17 protein-coding genes are annotated in these 17,994 nt (G+C 43.1%); 3 read left to right on the top strand and 14 right to left on the bottom strand.

From position 1 onward, the window contains the following. Positions 1 to 128 precede the first annotated feature (128 nt). Positions 129 to 623: a leucine-responsive transcriptional regulator Lrp gene (gene lrp, locus ACFI6G_RS00345; RefSeq protein WP_004734558.1), complete on the bottom strand. Its 495-nt coding sequence runs from the start codon at positions 621 to 623 to the stop codon at positions 129 to 131. Positions 624 to 779: 156 nt separating this feature from the next. Between lrp and ald the strand changes: the two genes are divergently transcribed. Beyond that, positions 780 to 1,904, top strand: a complete 1,125-nt coding sequence (gene ald, locus ACFI6G_RS00340; RefSeq protein ID WP_010439944.1) for an alanine dehydrogenase — start codon at positions 780 to 782, stop codon at positions 1,902 to 1,904. 171 nt (positions 1,905 to 2,075) lie between these two features. Here ald and ACFI6G_RS00335 read toward each other — a convergent pair whose 3' ends face one another. Both ACFI6G_RS00335 and cysB read right to left on the bottom strand, forming a co-directional pair. Beyond that, complete coding sequence (locus tag ACFI6G_RS00335) at positions 2,076 to 3,278, bottom strand: methyltransferase (protein ID WP_016788953.1); 1,203 nt, start codon at positions 3,276 to 3,278, stop codon at positions 2,076 to 2,078. Between the two features lie 214 nt (positions 3,279 to 3,492). Further along, complete coding sequence (cysB, locus tag ACFI6G_RS00330) at positions 3,493 to 4,467, bottom strand: HTH-type transcriptional regulator CysB (protein WP_010439939.1); 975 nt, start codon at positions 4,465 to 4,467, stop codon at positions 3,493 to 3,495. A 322-nt stretch (positions 4,468 to 4,789) separates the two neighbouring features. Here cysB and ACFI6G_RS00325 point away from each other — a divergent pair, with 322 nt between their 5' ends. Beyond that, complete coding sequence (locus ACFI6G_RS00325) at positions 4,790 to 5,554, top strand: hypothetical protein (RefSeq protein ID WP_010439937.1); 765 nt, start codon at positions 4,790 to 4,792, stop codon at positions 5,552 to 5,554. Between the two features lie 103 nt (positions 5,555 to 5,657). Next, complete coding sequence (gene miaE / locus ACFI6G_RS00320) at positions 5,658 to 6,452, top strand: tRNA isopentenyl-2-thiomethyl-A-37 hydroxylase MiaE (protein ID WP_016788954.1); 795 nt, start codon at positions 5,658 to 5,660, stop codon at positions 6,450 to 6,452. Positions 6,453 to 6,556: 104 nt separating this feature from the next. Here miaE and pyrF read toward each other — a convergent pair whose 3' ends face one another. From pyrF to ACFI6G_RS00265, 11 genes are all read right to left on the bottom strand, one after another. Continuing rightward, positions 6,557 to 7,252, bottom strand: a complete 696-nt coding sequence (pyrF, locus tag ACFI6G_RS00315; protein WP_010439929.1) for an orotidine-5'-phosphate decarboxylase — start codon at positions 7,250 to 7,252, stop codon at positions 6,557 to 6,559. A gap of 130 nt (positions 7,253 to 7,382) precedes the next feature. Beyond that, the gene (lapB, locus tag ACFI6G_RS00310) at positions 7,383 to 8,558 is read right to left on the bottom strand and encodes a lipopolysaccharide assembly protein LapB (protein WP_016769333.1); all 1,176 of its coding nucleotides are present in this window, start codon (positions 8,556 to 8,558) and stop codon (positions 7,383 to 7,385) included. A 12-nt stretch (positions 8,559 to 8,570) separates the two neighbouring features. After that, on the bottom strand, positions 8,571 to 8,843 hold the full coding sequence (locus ACFI6G_RS00305) for a LapA family protein (RefSeq protein WP_010439925.1): 273 nt from the start codon (positions 8,841 to 8,843) through the stop codon (positions 8,571 to 8,573). Positions 8,844 to 8,972: 129 nt separating this feature from the next. Continuing rightward, positions 8,973 to 9,257 carry an integration host factor subunit beta gene (gene ihfB, locus ACFI6G_RS00300; RefSeq protein WP_010439923.1) on the bottom strand — a complete coding sequence of 95 codons (285 nt, stop codon included), beginning with the start codon at positions 9,255 to 9,257 and terminating at the stop codon, positions 8,973 to 8,975. A 121-nt stretch (positions 9,258 to 9,378) separates the two neighbouring features. Beyond that, a complete protein-coding gene (gene rpsA, locus ACFI6G_RS00295; protein WP_010439921.1) occupies positions 9,379 to 11,049 on the bottom strand; it encodes a 30S ribosomal protein S1 in 1,671 nt (556 codons plus the stop codon). A 106-nt stretch (positions 11,050 to 11,155) separates the two neighbouring features. Further along, a complete protein-coding gene (cmk, locus tag ACFI6G_RS00290) occupies positions 11,156 to 11,836 on the bottom strand; it encodes a (d)CMP kinase (protein ID WP_010439919.1) in 681 nt (226 codons plus the stop codon). 259 nt (positions 11,837 to 12,095) lie between these two features. Continuing rightward, the gene (gene kdsB, locus ACFI6G_RS00285) at positions 12,096 to 12,842 is read right to left on the bottom strand and encodes a 3-deoxy-manno-octulosonate cytidylyltransferase (protein WP_010439916.1); all 747 of its coding nucleotides are present in this window, start codon (positions 12,840 to 12,842) and stop codon (positions 12,096 to 12,098) included. Next, positions 12,842 to 13,021 (bottom strand): Trm112 family protein, encoded by a 180-nt coding sequence (locus tag ACFI6G_RS00280; RefSeq protein WP_004736429.1) that lies wholly within the window; start codon positions 13,019 to 13,021, stop codon positions 12,842 to 12,844. The genes kdsB and ACFI6G_RS00280 overlap by 1 nt, the downstream gene beginning before the upstream one ends. Beyond that, on the bottom strand, positions 13,002 to 14,009 hold the full coding sequence (gene lpxK, locus ACFI6G_RS00275) for a tetraacyldisaccharide 4'-kinase (protein ID WP_016769331.1): 1,008 nt from the start codon (positions 14,007 to 14,009) through the stop codon (positions 13,002 to 13,004). Before lpxK ends, ACFI6G_RS00280 begins: the two co-directional genes overlap by 20 nt. 14 nt (positions 14,010 to 14,023) lie before the next feature. Then, positions 14,024 to 15,772: a lipid A ABC transporter ATP-binding protein/permease MsbA gene (msbA, locus tag ACFI6G_RS00270; protein WP_010439908.1), complete on the bottom strand. Its 1,749-nt coding sequence runs from the start codon at positions 15,770 to 15,772 to the stop codon at positions 14,024 to 14,026. A gap of 31 nt (positions 15,773 to 15,803) precedes the next feature. Continuing rightward, positions 15,804 to 17,957 (bottom strand): DNA internalization-related competence protein ComEC/Rec2, encoded by a 2,154-nt coding sequence (locus tag ACFI6G_RS00265; protein WP_462710091.1) that lies wholly within the window; start codon positions 17,955 to 17,957, stop codon positions 15,804 to 15,806. Positions 17,958 to 17,994: the final 37 nt, after the last annotated feature.

The following is a 17,994-nucleotide window of genomic DNA, read 5'->3' as shown; positions in this document are numbered from 1 at the left end:
GCGAGCAGCTCGAGCCACTCGTTCCAATGAAACTACTGTTGATTTAACCATATCAAACAGAAAAACCCAATTCCAGAAAGCAAGAAAGCGGAACAAATGTCCGCTTTCTTTCATTTCACCAATTGTGATTAACGAGTTTTAATCACAAGTTGATTAGTTTGTTTCACTTCTTCCATTACAACGTAAGTTCGAGTGTCGTTTACGCCTGGTAGACGCAGTAACGTATCACCGAGCAACTTACGGTAAGCACCCATATCCGATACACGTGTTTTTAGAAGATAGTCAAAATCACCCGACACTAAATGACACTCTTGGATGTCATCTAGTTTCTGAACAGCGGTGTTGAATTGTTCGAACACATCTGGAGCACCACGGTTCAACGTAATTTCAACAAACACTAAAAGTGAAGCATCAAGGTACTGTGGGTTCAGCAACGCTGTATACCCAGTAATGTAACCTTGACGTTCTAAACGACGAACACGTTCAAGACATGGAGTTGGAGAAAGTCCTACTCGTTTTGAGAGTTCAACGTTTGAGATACGACCGTCTTTTTGCAACTCATTAAGAATGTTGCGGTCAATACGATCTAGTTCCTTGGACGGCTTCTTATAATTGTCTGCCATTTTTTATTCCACCTTATTACTTCCTTGCAAAAAAATATACTACAACTTTTTAATATTCAGTATCAAATTTTATTTAAACATATCTATACTAGATATTAATTCGACAGAATTACCCTACGCATAGATAAAACAACCAAATTATATTGAGGAGTCAGGATGATCATTGGCGTACCGAAGGAAATCAAGAACCACGAATACCGCGTTGGTATGACCCCAGCTAGCGTGAGAGAGCTAATCTCACACAGCCACCAAGTTTTTGTAGAAACCAATGCCGGTAATGGTATCGGTTTTTCAGACGATGATTACATCGCTGTAGGCGCATCCATTCTTCCTACTGCTGCTGACGTTTTCGCGAAAGCAGAGATGATTGTAAAGGTTAAAGAACCCCAAGCTGTCGAGCGAGCTATGCTTCGCGAAGGGCAAATATTATTTACTTATTTACACCTTGCACCAGATTTTCCACAAACTGAAGAGCTTATCAAGAGCAAAGCTGTCTGTGTAGCCTACGAGACTGTAACAGATAATATGGGTCGCTTGCCACTATTAGCACCAATGTCTGAAGTCGCTGGTCGCATGTCTATTCAAGCTGGTGCACAAACGTTAGAGAAGTCTAACGGTGGTTGTGGTCTTCTTCTTGGCGGCGTTCCTGGTGTAGAACCAGCAAAAGTTGTTGTTGTTGGCGGTGGTGTTGTAGGTGCTAACGCTGCACGTATGGCTGTTGGCCTTCGCGCTGATGTAACCATTCTTGACCGCAACGTGGATACGCTTCGTCGCCTAGATGAAGAATTCCAAGGTCGTGCAAAAGTGGTTTATTCTACAGAAGACGCTATTGAGAAGCATGTTCTAGCAGCAGACCTAGTGATTGGTGCAGTACTAATTCCTGGTGCAGCAGCACCTAAATTGGTAACTAAAGACCACATCGCAAAAATGAAACCTGGCTCTGCAGTTGTTGACGTTGCGATCGACCAAGGCGGTTGTTTCGAAACTTCACACGCGACGACTCACGCTGACCCGACTTACATTGTTGATGACGTAGTTCACTACTGTGTTGCTAACATGCCAGGTGCAGTTGCTCGTACTTCTACTTACGCGCTAAACAATGCAACACTTCCTTACATTGTTAAGTTAGCGAACAAAGGCTACCGCGAAGCACTTCTATCTGATGAAGGCTTCCTAGAAGGTCTAAACGTAATCCACGGTAAAGTAACTTGTAAAGAAGTTGCAGAAAGCTTTGACCTAGAGTACGTAGACCCAGCTGAAGCAATCGCAATGTTTAACTAATGATGTAATGGCTAACTGAACGCAATAATCTTCTCGTTGAAGCGTTCAGTTAACTCATACACATTAAACAAAAAGCCAGTACGACATGATGTCGCACTGGCTTTTTTATTTATGATTTTATTTGCATTAATGAATTACAATCGTAAAAAAACGTAACAGTACCGCATACAGTTAGCGATCGAGCTTAACTCCATGAATCAATAGGTTTCTTGGTGTAATACTGCGTTCACAAAACTCTTCAATCGAAGCTTCATAGCCTTGTTCTTGTAGATAGATGGCTCGATCTAAGGCCAACCATATCTCTAATGGTCGTCTGAAAACTTGTTGAACTAAACTCAGCTTTTCCATTTCCCAAAAAAGCGCTTCACCTTGCTCTAAATATAAACCAAAGTTGATACCTGCACCGAGTGACATGCCTTTCACTTCAGACGCCCAACCACAAAATGACTCAAAGCCTTCAGATAACTCTGATTTTTTGATACTTGGTATGGGGATGTATTCGTCGATACCGAGTTCAGCTTTAAGCAATTGGCAAAAACCTAGTCGATAGCTCATCTCCAGCTGACGATGCCTCTTTACTCTCTCACCACCCGTCACCGTTTCTTGAAGTGGGATTCTTAAATCGCTCTTGCTTAAGGTCAAAGCAGAGCTTCTCGCAACACAAGACATCGCTTGATAAACATCTTCTCTAATCAGATGGTAACAGCAAGGTGAAATAGTCACGGCTGGCAATCCATGAAAAACAGATTTCTTGACTAACTCAACGTGGAGATCACCACACGCGTGAAGTGCAACAGCATGTTGGTCTATATTAAACACTTCTTCTGCGTCTTCTGTAAATGCATCCCCCTGAACAAAGGTCATATCTAGTTGCTGAGCGTCAGCAATAGCTTGCCCGCTCTCACACAAAGATTGTTGCCATTCAAAACTGGTGACTTTTTGTTTCGATTGTTGAGACAAGATTCGCCCAAGAAAACCTTTACCAGAACACCATTCCAACCACTCTTTCCCATAATGGTTCTCAAGCACAGCTTCTCCCATCGAAACAATTTGTTGCAACTTTCTTCCAGGAATACCATCTCCAGTACCGCGAGCAAGCTTTAACCCGGCAAGTGTCGCTCTATCAAACTGGATATTTTGGTTAACGGAATATAATTGAGGGAGGAAAAGAGTCAATTCATCGGCCACTAGCTGAGGTTGCTCTTTCAACGTTTGAATGCGCTGAATACTCAAGCCTTCTAACCAATCAACAAGAGGACGATTCACATTGCGCCATGGTGTTTGCTGAGTTCGACATAGATGGAAGGGATCTGAACGCCAATAAATTTGGTGCTCTAACAAAAATGAGTCGAGTATTTTAAATCGTGAATGCATGCTTCCCCCTATGATGGGTGGATTGTAGGGGGTAGAGGCCGAAATAGAAAGGCACTATATGAGATGCGGCGCAAAGAGAGGCAGTGTAAAGAAAAGTTATCGAGATGCGAACGTTTGGGGATGACACATAATTAAAACAAAAATCGGCCTGATAACAGACCGATTTAAAATTTAGAAATGCTTCCGAGCTTCTAGTCTTGTAATGTTCTAATAACTATCTCACCGGCAGATCGATATCCTTAAACATCTCTTCGATCTCATCATTCGATTTTAAAGAGATAGCTTGTTCAACAACAGGTCGAGTTAAATGCGGGGCGAAACGCTCCATGAAATCAAACATGTACGAACGCAGAAAAGTGCCTTTTCTAAAGCCAATGCTTGTGGTGCTTGCACCAAACAAATGACTAGCATCAATAGCGACCAGGTCAGTATCTTGTTCTTGGTCGATGGCCATACTTGCAATGACACCGACACCGATCCCCATACGTACATAAGTTTTAATAACGTCGGCATCAGTTGCTGTAAACACAACGCGAGGTGTTAAACCGACTTTATTGAAAGCGGTATCTAACTCAGAACGCCCCGTAAAACCAAATACGTAAGTCACTAGAGAGTAGGCCGCAAGATCTTCTATCGTAATATTTCGCTTTTGTGCCAGAGGATGGTCTTTAGTCACGACGATTGAACGATTCCAGTGATAACAAGGCAGCATAATCGCATCTTGATAGAGGTGAAGGGCCTCCGTTGCGATAGCAAAATTCGCCGTCCCCTTAGCGACAGCTTCTGACATTTGGCTAGGCGTGCCTTGGTGCATGTGAAGTGACACTTTTGGATAGCGCGCGGTAAAGCCCTTGATCACATCAGGGAGTGCATAGCGAGCTTGAGTATGCGTAGTCGAAATGTTCAATGTGCCCATCTCAGGATGAGTATGCTCACCCGCTACTGCTTTAATACTCTCAACACGAGCCAAGATCTCTTGTGAGATGCGAATGATATCTTCGCCAGCTTGAGTTACCTGCGTTAAATGCTTACCGCTACGCTCAAAAATCTGAATACCTAGTTCATCTTCTAGCAATCGAACTTGCTTACTGATACCAGGTTGAGATGTGTATAAACTCTCTGCCGTTGCAGAAACATTTAGGTTATGGTTAACAACCTCAACAATGTACTTCAGTTGCTGTAACTTCATATCTAACCTCGTAATCCTTTACTCATTTCTGTGCTAACTTATTTGCAAAGAGAGCGTTATAGTCTTGTGTAATATAATTAATAGTTATAACGCTTCAAGCACAAAAATGACAGAAAAATTGAGCTTTTAGACACTAACAAACATAAATATCACTAACGCTTTGCAACCCACTCCTCATTCTCATACATTAGTAGGTAAGTTTTGATTGCCGATTTCGCTCAACAAGAGATAATCAGAAATTGCAATTTACGAGTGCCGATACACAATGGAATCGTGTATCCTCTCCAGTTAGCTATAGAAAATAACAAGCAGACACAAATATATGAATATTGGTTTAATAATCACCTTAGTAGCCGTTCTTTTGGTGTTGGTTTTAGGCTACAACATCATGCTTCAATACAAAGTTAAGGTAGAGACAGCGAAGAAACAGGAAGCTTCTCGTTATCTAACCATTATTGATGGAACAGAAGAATTGATTGGCAACGCTCATCACATGCCTTTTAGCCAAGATCTTCTTGTATGCTTAAACAATCGAATTCTTGATGCATTAGAAAACATGTATCAACTCGACCCTAAAAATAAGCAACTTGCTCAACGAATCGAAAGCGTAAAACAACAAATCACTCAGCTTAAGGAAAACTACCAAGGTGGCGAAAGCACAGCTTTCCGAGTACCAAGTAGTGATAAGCAAGCGATAATGATGCTGAAGCTTGTTAAACGCCTACGTGATACAGTGCGCAACGAACACAATAAAGGCCGTTTTGAAACGCAAGCTTATGTCGTAGAAAACGCTCGCTTAGAAACCATTCAGATCCGCATCAATATCGAGAACGTTATCAAGCGTGCAAATGACTCAATATCTCGCGGACAGCCGGGTACGGCCATTCAGTTACTGCGAAAAGGCATTGATGCACTAGCAACGAAAAACGATTCATACTCGAATCAAGCAAAAGAAAAGCTTCAACAGATGCTTAACGATCTTGACCAGAAACGCCAAGACAAAAACGCACAAGATTTACAACAAATGGAATCTAAAGAGCGTGACGACGATATGGATGCTCTATTTGGTCAGAAGAAGAAATGGTAATCGTCTAACCCAAACAAGAAAAGGCCGCCATATTTACTTAAATAGGCGGTCTTTTTTGTACCAAATGAATTTCCTTTCTCTGTATAGGGAGTTCTAGTGAGCTGTGATAAAATCTCGCATTATCAACAAACTTGCCCCTACCATGTATCAAGAACTATTAGCTCCAATTAACTCCTTTCTTAAAGCTGAAACGCCAGATTCATGGATCGATGAAGCCAAAAAGCCAGAAAATCTGCACATCATTCTACGCGATCACATGCTTTGTGAGCTTAAAGCGGCTCAAAGCGCTCTGTTCCTTATCCGCAAGTACGCGGTTGATAAAGAGAGTGCCAAGCAACTGAATGAATGGATCTTGCCATACGAGCAGTTTGCTTACCGCCGTATTGGAGACCTAGAGTCACTTCGTGGTAAGAGCAACGTATCCAAACAAATCACAGCGAAAGAAGGGTGTAACTACGGTGCTGACCTGATCGACAAAATGGTGCTGTTGATTAAAGAAGAACTGCATCACTTCTATCAAGTGATGGAATTGATGGAAAAGAAAGGCGTTACTTATCAACCGATTGAAGCAGGTCGTTATGCGAAAGGTTTGATCAAGCAAGTTAAAACTTACGAGCCAGATGCTCTGGTTGATAAGCTGATCATCGGTGCGTTTATTGAGGCTCGTTCATGTGAACGCTTCGCTAAGTTAGCTCCTTTCTTAGAAGAAGACATGGAAAAATTTTATGTGTCTCTACTTCGTTCAGAAGCTCGCCACTACCAAGACTACCTTGAGCTAGCAGAACAGATCGCAGGGAAAGATATTTCAGAGCGTATTGCCCACTTCGCTCAAGTGGAAGCTGACCTTATTACTTCAGAAGACAGTGATTTCAAATTCCATAGTGGCGCTCCGGTTTAAAAGTAAGCCAATCTAGCCCAAACAAATTCTGTTTCTCAAAAACAAACAAGAAGGCCAGCAATTTGCTGGCCTTCTTTATTCGTATCGCTAACTATAAGAGAAACTTAAGCTAGAGTACCGTTAATCTCAGCAAGAACCGCTGCAGGGTCTGGAGCTTGAGTAATTGGACGACCGATAACAAGATAGTCAGACCCTGAATCAATCGCTTTAGAAGGCGTCATAATACGCTTCTGGTCGCCAACATCAGCGCCTACAGGACGAATACCTGGAGTCACTAACTTGAACTCCTGACCAAGAGTGCCTTTCAACAAAGAAGCCTCTTGTGCAGAACATACAACACCGTCTAAACCTGAGTTTTTCGTCAGAGAAGCCAAACGCATAACTTGTTGTTGTGGTTCAAGATCCAAACCAATACCCGCCAAATCAGATTGCTCCATGCTGGTTAGTACCGTCACCCCGATTAGCAATGGACGTTCTTTACCATATGGTTCTAAGATCTCACGCGAAGCGGTCATCATACGTTCGCCGCCACTGGCGTGTACATTAACCATCCATACGCCTAATTCAGCGGCGGCACGAACGGCTTTTGAGCATGTGTTCGGGATATCGTGGAACTTTAGGTCTAAGAAGACTGAAAAACCACGTTTATGCAATTCACGAACAAATTCAGGGCCAAACAAGGTAAACATCTCTTTGCCGACTTTTAAGCGGCAAGATGCTGGGTCAATACGATCAACAAAGGCTAACGCATCCGCTTGGTTGTCATAATCCAAGGCTACAATGATTTTTTGGTCGTTCATTTCATCTCCTAACGCAGTTAACTTTCTACAAAATATTTACTCACCTACACATAGCGGGTGATAAATAACAGTCATAAAAATGCAGCCCGAAAGCTGCAATTAAAAATTTGGTCTTAAAATGACCACAAATCTATTCACCATCAAGCCCACGAATAGGCTTGATCGTCCCCCACCCTTTACATGAAGGACAGTGCCAATACATTGAGTGTGTTGAGAAACCACATTGGCGGCAACGGTAATGAGGCTTAACTTTAAGCTGCTCACCAACCATTGATTGAAGCGTGGTTAAGCTATCTTTCGCTCGACCTTCTTCTGCTTCTGCTAGGTGATAATCAATTAATCGATAGAAGCCTTTCATGGTTGGGTTTTTAACAAGCTGCTTGGTGAGTAGCTCTTGAGCAGAGCCAACATCTTCATGGTGAGCAACTAATTGAGCAAGCATCAATTCCGCAGATACGCCGGCTTTCTTTTGGATACACGCTTTAAGGAATTCGACCAGTTGAGCTTCTTGTCCAAGCTTGTGGTAACACTCAGCAAGGGTTGGCAACACCTCACTAATGAAATCGATATCTTGCTCGAGTACCGATTCCAGACAGTCTATTGTCTTTTGGTAGTCTTCGTTCGCTAAATGGAATTTGCCTAAAGCAATACTAGCACGGACACATTTGGGGTCTTCGGAAAGCGCCTTTTTAAAATGCTGAAGCGCTTTAGAGCGATTGCCATCAGCTTGTTCTTGCATCGCAAGTTCACACCAGAAGTGCGCAACAGTCGCACGCATCTTCATCTTTTTCTTACCGAGCTTAACTAGAATATTTCCATAATGGATAGCCTTGTTCCACTCACGAGTTTGTTGGTAGATAGCAACCAATTGCTGTAAAGCACCCTCTTTATGATCGGGTTCTTCTACAAGTTGTTCAAAGATTTTTTCGGCGCGATCAAGAAAGCCAGAGACCATATAGTCTTTAGCTAACTGTTGTAAGGCGAGGTTTTTCTGATCGAGAGTAAGCCCCGAACGTGAGATAAGATTTTGGTGGATACGAATAGCGCGGTCAACTTCACCTCTTGAACGGAACAGATTACCCAAGGCCAAATGAGTATCAATGGTCTCATTATCTACCTGAAGTAGTTCAATAAAGTGGTCAACGGCTTTATCAGATTGATCCGACAGTAATAGGTTCAAACCCGTCACATATTGACGGGAGATCTGGTGTGATTGTTTCTGTTTTTCTTGCTGAGCATTACGATTACCCATATACCAACCGTAAGCGGCAGCAATAGGTAAAAGTAAGAACAGTAACTCTAACATCAAATAAGACCTTTAAGCTTTGGTATCAGCAGCTACCTGCTTTGATTGCTTATTGAGTTGTTTCTTCAAACGATGAATTTTCAGTTGAGATCGCATATGCATATTGCCGAAGACTAACCAAGCAAGACCAAAACCTGAAACGAAGACCACACCTAGTAAGCTTGATAGGTGGAAGTCACCTTGCGCTAGCAGATAGTTAAAGTTCACCGTCGTTTGGTTTTGAGAGCCTAAAGCCAGTGCAATTAGGAAAAGTGCGATAACGGCGACTATTTTTATAATTTTCATAGTTCATCACTCATTGGTTAGTTAGCTGTACGATTATGCAGGAAAATTACTAATCAGACCACCATATTATGGTCATAAAAAAGCGGCATACATTATAGTATGCCGCTTTTCTTAATTCCGATAAGTAGGCTACAGTCCTGAGTTTACTCGCTCACGTAGCTCTTTACCTGGTTTAAAGTGAGGAACGTATTTACCTTCCAACTCAACCTTGTCACCAGTTTTAGGATTACGTCCAACACGAGGTTCACGGTAATGCAGAGAAAAACTGCCAAAGCCGCGAATTTCGATTCGATCACCACTTTCTAGTGTTGAAGCCATGTGCTCTAAAATGTCTTTTACAGCGTCTTCAATTTCTTTTGCAGAAAGATGCGTTTGCTCAGCGCATAGTCTTTCAATCAATTCAGACTTAGTCATAGTTACCCTCGTTGGTTTTCTTTTTAGAAATTATAGACCTATCGGAAAAATAAGCAAAAAAAAAGGAGCCTTACGGCTCCTTTCTTGGCTAGATAGCTATAATTCTCTTAATGAGAAGCTATTATTCGCCTTTAGCAGCTTTGAATGCGTCTGCCATTGCGTTACCGAACGCGCCTTCTTCAGACTTGTTCAGTGAAGCCATTGCTTCTTGCTCATCAGCTTCATCTTTAGCTTTGATAGATAGGTTGATTACGCGGTTCTTACGGTCTACACCAGTGAACTTCGCTTCAACGCTGTCGCCAACGCTTAGGATTAGAGATGCATCTTCGATACGGTCGCGAGAAACTTCAGAAGCGCGGATGTAACCTTCAACGCCTTCGATTAGCTCGATAGTAGCGCCTTTCGCGTCAACTGCAGTAACAGTACCGTTTACAAGAACACCTTTCTTGTTGTCAGCAACGTATGCGTTGAACGGGTCGTTTTCCATTTGCTTAACGCCAAGAGAAATACGCTCACGCTCTGCATCTACTGCTAGAACAACAGCAGAGATTTCGTCGCCTTTCTTGTATTCACGTACAGCTTCTTCGCCTGCAGCGTTCCAAGAAATGTCAGATAGGTGTACTAGACCGTCGATACCGCCTTCTAGACCGATGAAGATACCAAAGTCAGTGATAGACTTGATCTTACCAGTAACTTTGTCGCCCTTAGCTTGCATTTCTGCAAATGACTGCCATGGGTTAGCTTTACACTGTTTCAGACCTAGAGAGATACGACGACGCTCTTCGTCGATATCAAGAACCATAACCTCAACTTCGTCGCCAACATTAACAACTTTAGAAGGGTGGATGTTCTTGTTAGTCCAATCCATTTCAGAAACGTGTACTAGACCTTCAACGCCTTCTTCGATTTCAACGAAGCAGCCGTAGTCAGTTAGGTTTGTAACACGACCAGAAAGCTTGTGACCTTCTGGGTAACGCTTAGCGATTGCTACCCATGGATCTTCGCCTAGTTGCTTAAGACCTAGTGAAACACGAGTGCGCTCACGATCGAACTTAAGAACTTTAACTAGGATTTCGTCACCAACGTTAACGATCTCTGATGGGTGCTTAACGCGCTTCCAAGCCATATCTGTGATATGTAGAAGACCGTCAACACCGCCAAGGTCAACGAATGCACCGTAGTCAGTAAGGTTCTTAACGATACCTTTAACTTCAGTACCTTCTTGTAGAGTTTCAAGAAGTTCGTCACGCTCAACACTGTTTTCAGATTCGATAACAGCACGACGAGAAACAACAACGTTGTTACGCTTCTGGTCTAGCTTGATTACTTTGAACTCTAGCTCTTTGTTTTCTAGGTGAGCAGTGTCACGGATAGGACGTACGTCTACTAGAGAACCTGGAAGGAAAGCACGGATACCGTTAAGTTCAACAGTGAAACCGCCTTTAACTTTACCGTTGATGATACCAACAACAGTTTCAGCTTCTTCACAAGCTTTCTCAAGTACGATCCAAGCTTCGTGGCGCTTAGCTTTCTCACGAGAAAGTTGAGTCTCACCGAAACCATCTTCAACAGCGTCTAGAGCTACGTCTACTTCAGCACCAACTTCAACTTCAAGTTCGCCAGCAGCGTTCTTGAATTGTTCAGCAGGGATAGCAGATTCAGACTTAAGACCAGCATCTACAAGAACGAAACCGTTCTCGATAGCTACTACAGTACCTTTAACGATGCTGCCTTGTTGGAATTCAGTTTCAGATAGAAACTCTTCAAAGAGTTGAGCAAAAGATTCAGTCATTATTTAATCTTCAATAATTAAACGTCCATGGGTATCCTACCGCATGGGGTTGATAAATTCGCCGGTCATCATCCTTGCGACCAACGTTCGTACTAGCTCGGCGAAATTACCCAGCCAGTTTCGATTCAATATAGTGTAGTGCTTTTTCTACTACCTGCTCAATATTCATTGAGGTGGAATCAAGCACTAGAGCATCCTCTGCAGGGCGAAGTGGCGCCACTGGGCGATTACGATCTCTATCGTCTCGCTCTTGGATCTCGCTCAAAAGGTCGTCAAATTTAACATCTAACCCCTTCTGTTGCAACTGTTTAAGGCGGCGACTCGCACGCTCTTCAGCACTTGCATCTAAAAATATTTTGGCTTCAGCTTCAGGAAACACAACAGTTCCCATATCACGGCCATCAGCAACTAAACCTGGAGCAGCATTGAATGCGCGTTGACGACGAAGCAGTGCTTCACGAACGCGAGGTAAGGCAGCCACTTTTGAAGCCGCCATACCAGTCTCTTCCTTACGAAGCTCACCAGACACATCTTCACCTTCAAGGATAACCTTAACCAAATCGCCTTCAGCAATAAACTGAACATCTAGATGGGTCGCAAGCGGCACCAAAACATCTTCTGATTCAGTATCCACACCATGGTGAATTGCTGCTAAAGCCAATACGCGATAGATAGCACCTGAGTCTAGAAGATGAAAGCCTAGCTTATCTGCTAGTAACATACACAGGGTACCTTTACCTGCACCACTTGGTCCATCAACCGTAATCACTGGGCTTTGAGAAGGCATCTTTTACTCCACGTTTTGTCGTAAGTTTTATTATGTACTAGCAATTAGCCACTACTTTGTAGGCGGCATATTATAGAGAAAAATTGAAAGTCGAGCGAGGTAAATCTCAGATAATTCAAACTTGATGATGCATCAACGAATGCAACCGACTCAATATCAATCACCTTAGGTCAATAAGACTCGCACCGGCTTTGTCTTGATATAAAAAAGCCCCGTAATTGACGAGGCTTAGAGATCTTGTATGGAGACTCAAAGAAGCTTAACCAATAATGGCACGAACCGCTTCCAAATCTTCTGGAGTATCCACGCCAGCTGCAGGAGCTTCCATTGCTACGTCTACGTGAATTTTCTCGCCGTACCAAAGCACTCTCAATTGCTCCAAGCACTCTATACGTTCTAGCGTACTAGGCTCCCAATTAATGTACGTATTGATAAACCCAGCTCGGTAAGCATAGATACCAATGTGTCGTAGTAAAGGAGACTTCGCAGCGGTGCCATTGTTAGCGTAAGCATCGCGATCCCAAGGGATGGTTGCTCGGCTAAAATACAGAGCGTAACCGTCTTTGTCGGTCACAACTTTAACAGCATTTGGATTAAACACTTCATCAGCATGAGTAATTTCCACACCGAGTGTTGCCATTGGTGCTGTGCTGTTCGCGAGGTTATTCGCAACCTGATTAATAATCGCAGGTGGGATTAGTGGCTCATCCCCCTGAACATTCACGATAATATGGTCATCAGGAATGTTCATCACTTCAATCACTTCAGCTAAACGCTCTGTACCTGATTCGTGATTCGGAGATGTCATACAAACGGTCGCACCAAATGCTTTAACCGCTTTCTCAACTCGAGCGTCATCGGTAGCGATAATAACGTTATCAGCACCCGCCTTCATTGACTGCTCGTAAACCCATTGTATCATCGGCTTTCCACCAATATCAGCCAATGGTTTTCCTGGCAAACGGCTCGATTGATATCTTGCCGGAATGACAACCGTAAACGACATTATTTACCCTCATCCATTGAAACGGTGCGAGCTTCAGGTTCTAAAAGAACAGGAATACCCTCTTTAATTGGGTAAGCAAGGCGATCAATTTTACAAACAAGCTCTTGCTTATCCTTGTCAAAAGTTAGTTTACCTTTACATACAGGGCAAGCAACGATCTCAAGCAGACGGTGATCCATAGTATTCCATAACCTCTTTTATTCTTTTTAAAATTTGCTGTTGCGAATCTTCATCGAACTGCGCAGATACCGGAAGATACCACCAGTTCTCTTGCGCATATTCTTCGCATTTTACAGCGTCTTTTTCTGTCATAATCATATTCATACCTTTCTTTGCTAAGGCATAAAGTTCATCTTTATCGAAATCTTGATGGTCGGCGAAACCCTGTGTGAAAACCACATCACCATCAAGATCTTCTAATGTTTTAAAAAAGCGTGGCGGATGACCAATACCAGCAAAAGCGACCAACTTATTTAGTTCTGCTACCGATATTTTCTGACCCGTCTTTAGGTTAACGGCTTGGCTTGCTCGCAAAGACATAGAGAACTCCCGTCCCTGCACTTCACCGCCATTGTTAACCAAAAAATCTACGTCATCTAAACGAGATACTGGCTCTCTTAACGGACCCAAAGGAATGAGGCATTCACTACCAAAGCGTCTCGCACCATCGATAACCGCAAACTCAATATCGCGTTCAAGTGCATAATGCTGAAGGCCATCATCAGTGATAATGACATTAACACCTTCATTCAATAAAGCTTTCACCGCGTTTGCACGCACAGGGTCAACCGCTACAGGCGCACCCGTTCGCTTTCTGATTAAACGAGGTTCATCACCAGAATGTTCAGCCGGCGTGCTCTCATCCAACACTAACGGGTAGCTTGGTGCTTTTGCCCCATAGCCTCGGGAAACGACTCCGGGTTTAAAGCCGTTAGCCTGCAGCATCTCGACCAACCAAATCACAACCGGTGTTTTACCATTGCCACCAGCAGTAATATTACCAACAACAATCACAGGCAATGGTGGACGGTAGGTCTCTTTTTTCCTCGATAGATAAGCGTCACGACGTCGGCTACTGATCATTTTGAACAGCAAACTCAATGGCCATAATAACGGCCAGAGAATGTATTTTAACGGGTGATTGTTAAACCAAATCTTTTCGATCACAACAAGACCTAATCTTATCCGCTAAACTGAATTCGGTGCAGTTGAGCATAAGCGCCATCATGTGCAATTAGCTCAGCGTGTGCACCTCTTTCGACAATGTGACCGTCATCAACCACTAAAATCTCATCAGCTTGCTCGATGGTCGATAGTCGGTGAGCGATCACCAGTACTGTTTTGTCTTTTTGTAGCTCTTCTAGGGCAGATTGAATGGCTCTTTCTGATTCTGTATCCAGTGCAGACGTTGCTTCATCAAGAATCAACACAGGGGCATCTCTCAATAAAGCTCGTGCAATCGCAATCCGCTGTCTTTGTCCACCAGAAAGACTCGCACCATTCTCACCTACAACCGTATCAATGCCATTTTCCATGCCCTCAATAAACTCACTCGCATGAGCAAGTTTAGCCGCGTGTTCAATCTGTTCGCGAGAATATTTTTCTTCAGCTGCATACGCGATGTTGTTCGCTACCGAGTCGTTAAACAAGTGCACATTCTGAGAAACAAGGGCAAAGTGCTCACGTAGATTCCTCAATTCGTAATCACGAATATCATGTCCATCAAGTTCGATAGAGCCTGAATCTACGTCATAAAAACGAGTAAACAGGTTGGCAATGGTACTCTTGCCCGAACCTGAACGCCCAACAAGTGCAACCGTTTTACCTTTGGGAATTTTGAAACTCACCTTGTCGAGTGCTGGTTTCTCTGCTCCGTCATAGGTAAAAGTCACATCTTTAACCGCAACTTCACCCGTTACCGTTTCAGGCTTCAACGTACCTTTATTTTGCTCTGTATCTAGATCCATCAAACCAAATAGAGTGGTACTTGCTGCCATACCACGTTGGAATTCAGACGTTACGTTGGTTAATGCTTTTAGCGGACGTAGTAAACCAAACATTGCAGAGAAGACAACGGTAAACGTACCAGGGGTAAGCTCAGCTTTAATAGAGTCAACACTAGCAAGGAATAGAACAACAACAATCGCCACTGACGCGATCATCTGAATGATTGGGTTAGCAGCCGCTTGAGCAGTGATTAGTTTCATGCTTTGTTGGCGCATTTGATTACTAACTTTATCAAAGCGATGTTTTTCTAGGTCTTGACCACCGTAAGTTAGAACCACTTTATGCCCTTTCAGCATTTGTTCAGCTGAAGAAGCAACATGACCCATACTGGTTTGCATATTCTTGGAGATCTTTCTGAATCGCTTCGATACGATACTGATCGCCCACGCGACAAGAGGCGCTACAGCGAATAACACCAAAGACAACTGCCAACTATTCCAGAACATCAGCGTCAGTAAGCCAATAATACTTGCACCTTCACGAACAATACTGACTAACGCTTTACTGGTGGCAGCAGACACTTGTTCTGAATCGTACGTAATTCGAGATAACAATGCGCCTGTCTGTTCTTTATCAAAGAAAGAAACCGGCATATGCATGAAATGGCTAAAGATTTTTCGACGAATTTCCATCACCACATTGCCAGAGACCCAGCTCAAGCAATAGGTTGACACAAAACCACTGACGCCACGAACGAACATCATGACAAAGATGATAATTGGAAGCGTGCGTAAAAAGTCAGATTCAGCATTACCAAAGCCTTCATCAAGTAACGGCTTTAGTAAGGAAATCATATAGGTATCAGAGACGGCATTTATAATAAGCGCAATAACCGCAACACCTAGGCCTGCCTTATATAGTCGAATATAAGTCCAAAGTCTTTTAAATGTGACCCAGGTAGTTTCATCTGTTTGTGTTGACATAGAATCGCTTAATTTTCTCACAATAATCTATCTATTCTACTCCCTTACGAAGCATCTGCCTATACCACTGCCAGCCTTGTTGTTCTCTAATCGCATGATATTGCCAACCTTCTTTACTAAGAGTGATGGTTATTTGCCCACTCTCTCCAGTATCAAGCCAAACACTCCCCGCCTCTTTATACCGTCCGACAACTGATTCGTTCGGCATTCCCCATTGATTACCTTTGGCCAGAGAAGCTATCGCTAGTTGAGGAGATACGGCTTTAATAAAGGACTTGATCGACGATGAGTCACTACCGTGATGTGGAACCAACATGACATCACTTTGAAGTTGGTCACCTTCACGAGAAAGTAACCACTCACTGACCAATTCAATATCACCAGTGAGCAACATTGAGAACTCTGAATCGGGAGCAGAAAGCCTTACGACACACGAATGTGGGTTGTACGCCCTCTTCGCTCTTTGAGGTGGCCATAAAACCTTAAAATCGACACCTTGCCAGTTCCAACTTTCTCCGAGAATACATGCTTGAAGATTAAGGTGGGCTTGAGTATTAAGATGAGTTTGTTCATTGAAACTCTGACTGACCCTTACCCACTTTGGCGTGTAGTTTTCAAGTAACGCCGGATAGCCACCAGCATGGTCGGAATCAAAATGGCTAACAATAACACCGTCCAATTCATGAATTCCCCTCTGATTTAAAGTAGGGATCAGTAAAGACTCTACAATTGAGCCCCCAGGCCACGCGTTACCAAGGTCATAGACCACAACTTGAGTGTTCTTTTCCAAAACCAAAGACAGTCCATGTCCAACATCCAAAATATCAATTCTTAATGTGTCATGCTTGAACTTGCCAAACTCCCACCACAATACAAAGACTATAACGACAAATATCGATAACGTTCGTTGGAGGTATCGGCTACAAAAACCGAAAAACAAGATGAGTAATACAGATAGCTCAATGGTGTGGTTATCAACTTGAATCCAAAACCTTTCCGAAAATGGCAGGCTAAAGACAAGGGGCTCAAGCGACAAATCAACCAGCTCCCACAAATGACCAGCAAAGCCCTTGCCTAACAACTCCCACTCGCTTGCTAACAACACTGATCCACTTGCACCGAATACCGACTCAGATAAGAAACTGATAAACATTGCCAAAAACAATAATGGAATGGTTACCAACGATACCCAAGGCAGAAGTAGTAAGTTATAGAAAACCGAGATCAGGCTAACCCCTTCAAAGAACAACATAGAAAAGGGAGCGATAAGTATTGTCAGCATTAGCTGTATTTTGATGAGTTGTAATACTCGGCTCGTAAGCGTGACATCTAAAGAAGATGGGGCATTGTTTGAAGCAATATAGAGAACAGCGCCCAAGGCACCAAAGGACAACCAAAAGCTACTCGACAATGCTGAGAATGGCCAAATCAATAAGACCACGCACAGACTTAAAGCCACATAACGGACCAAGCTGATATTTTGACCACGCCACAAGAAATAGCTTGCGATAACACACATCACAAGCGCCCTTAACGTCGGTAATGTAAAGCCAGCAAACCAACTGTAAAAGTACGCCAACCCTAACCCGAACAGTGTAGGTAGCCAAAGAAGCTGAGGGGATAATAATCTAACTAACTTCCCCAACTGATAACCAATGCCGAAGGCTATACTGATATGCAATCCAGAAATAGCCATCAAGTGAATCAACCCACTGCTTTTAAGCAAATCCCATCGCTGGGGCGGAATAAGGTCTCGATAACCAAAACTCAACGCCATAATGAGGTCGGCATTCGCTAGTTGGCTCAATCTTTCTAAACTGCTTTCAAACCACTGAGAACGTAAGTTGGTGCTTGAGTGAATTCGATATTTAGTCTCTGCTCGGTAACTTGCGTTGGCCACCACTCCAGCACTAAACAGATGCTTTTCGAGATCAAAGCCCGCTTCATTGAGTTTGCCCCATACGGGCTTTATTGACATCGATAAATAGACACGGTCTCCAAGCGTTAACTTGAATGGAGTAAATAATCTCAGTTTTATCAATTGAGGGAAGATTAATTTTTCGCCGCCAATTGATCTAGCTACTATTACGCTTTCAAAACCATGGCTATTTTCACTAAAAAGGCTAACAACTGACGCATTTATGGTAGTATTCTGCCCTGATTGAAATAATCGACTTGTCTGCATTTCAATCACATTCCCTAGACAGATAACTAGTATCAAG

This window comes from Vibrio sp. PSi01, assembly GCF_054960695.1.
Note: the sequence above shows the minus strand (reverse complement) of the source record. Positions and strands in the feature narration are given on the sequence as shown.

Coding starts and splice junctions, on each gene's coding strand:
- kdsB (WP_010439916.1), bottom strand. CDS start 12,842: ATGTCGTTTACGGTTGTCATTCCGGCAAGATATCAATCGAGCCGTTTG.
- cysB (WP_010439939.1), bottom strand. CDS start 4,467: ATGAAGTTACAGCAACTGAAGTACATTGTTGAGGTTGTTAACCATAAC.
- ald (WP_010439944.1), top strand. CDS start 780: ATGATCATTGGCGTACCGAAGGAAATCAAGAACCACGAATACCGCGTT.
- ACFI6G_RS00280 (WP_004736429.1), bottom strand. CDS start 13,021: ATGGATCACCGTCTGCTTGAGATCGTTGCTTGCCCTGTATGTAAAGGT.
- ACFI6G_RS00335 (WP_016788953.1), bottom strand. CDS start 3,278: ATGCATTCACGATTTAAAATACTCGACTCATTTTTGTTAGAGCACCAA.
- pyrF (WP_010439929.1), bottom strand. CDS start 7,252: ATGAACGACCAAAAAATCATTGTAGCCTTGGATTATGACAACCAAGCG.
- cmk (WP_010439919.1), bottom strand. CDS start 11,836: ATGCCTTCTCAAAGCCCAGTGATTACGGTTGATGGACCAAGTGGTGCA.
- ihfB (WP_010439923.1), bottom strand. CDS start 9,257: ATGACTAAGTCTGAATTGATTGAAAGACTATGCGCTGAGCAAACGCAT.
- rpsA (WP_010439921.1), bottom strand. CDS start 11,049: ATGACTGAATCTTTTGCTCAACTCTTTGAAGAGTTTCTATCTGAAACT.
- lapB (WP_016769333.1), bottom strand. CDS start 8,558: ATGTTAGAGTTACTGTTCTTACTTTTACCTATTGCTGCCGCTTACGGT.
- ACFI6G_RS00265 (WP_462710091.1), bottom strand. CDS start 17,957: ATGCAGACAAGTCGATTATTTCAATCAGGGCAGAATACTACCATAAAT.
- msbA (WP_010439908.1), bottom strand. CDS start 15,772: ATGTCAACACAAACAGATGAAACTACCTGGGTCACATTTAAAAGACTT.
- ACFI6G_RS00325 (WP_010439937.1), top strand. CDS start 4,790: ATGAATATTGGTTTAATAATCACCTTAGTAGCCGTTCTTTTGGTGTTG.
- ACFI6G_RS00305 (WP_010439925.1), bottom strand. CDS start 8,843: ATGAAAATTATAAAAATAGTCGCCGTTATCGCACTTTTCCTAATTGCA.
- lrp (WP_004734558.1), bottom strand. CDS start 623: ATGGCAGACAATTATAAGAAGCCGTCCAAGGAACTAGATCGTATTGAC.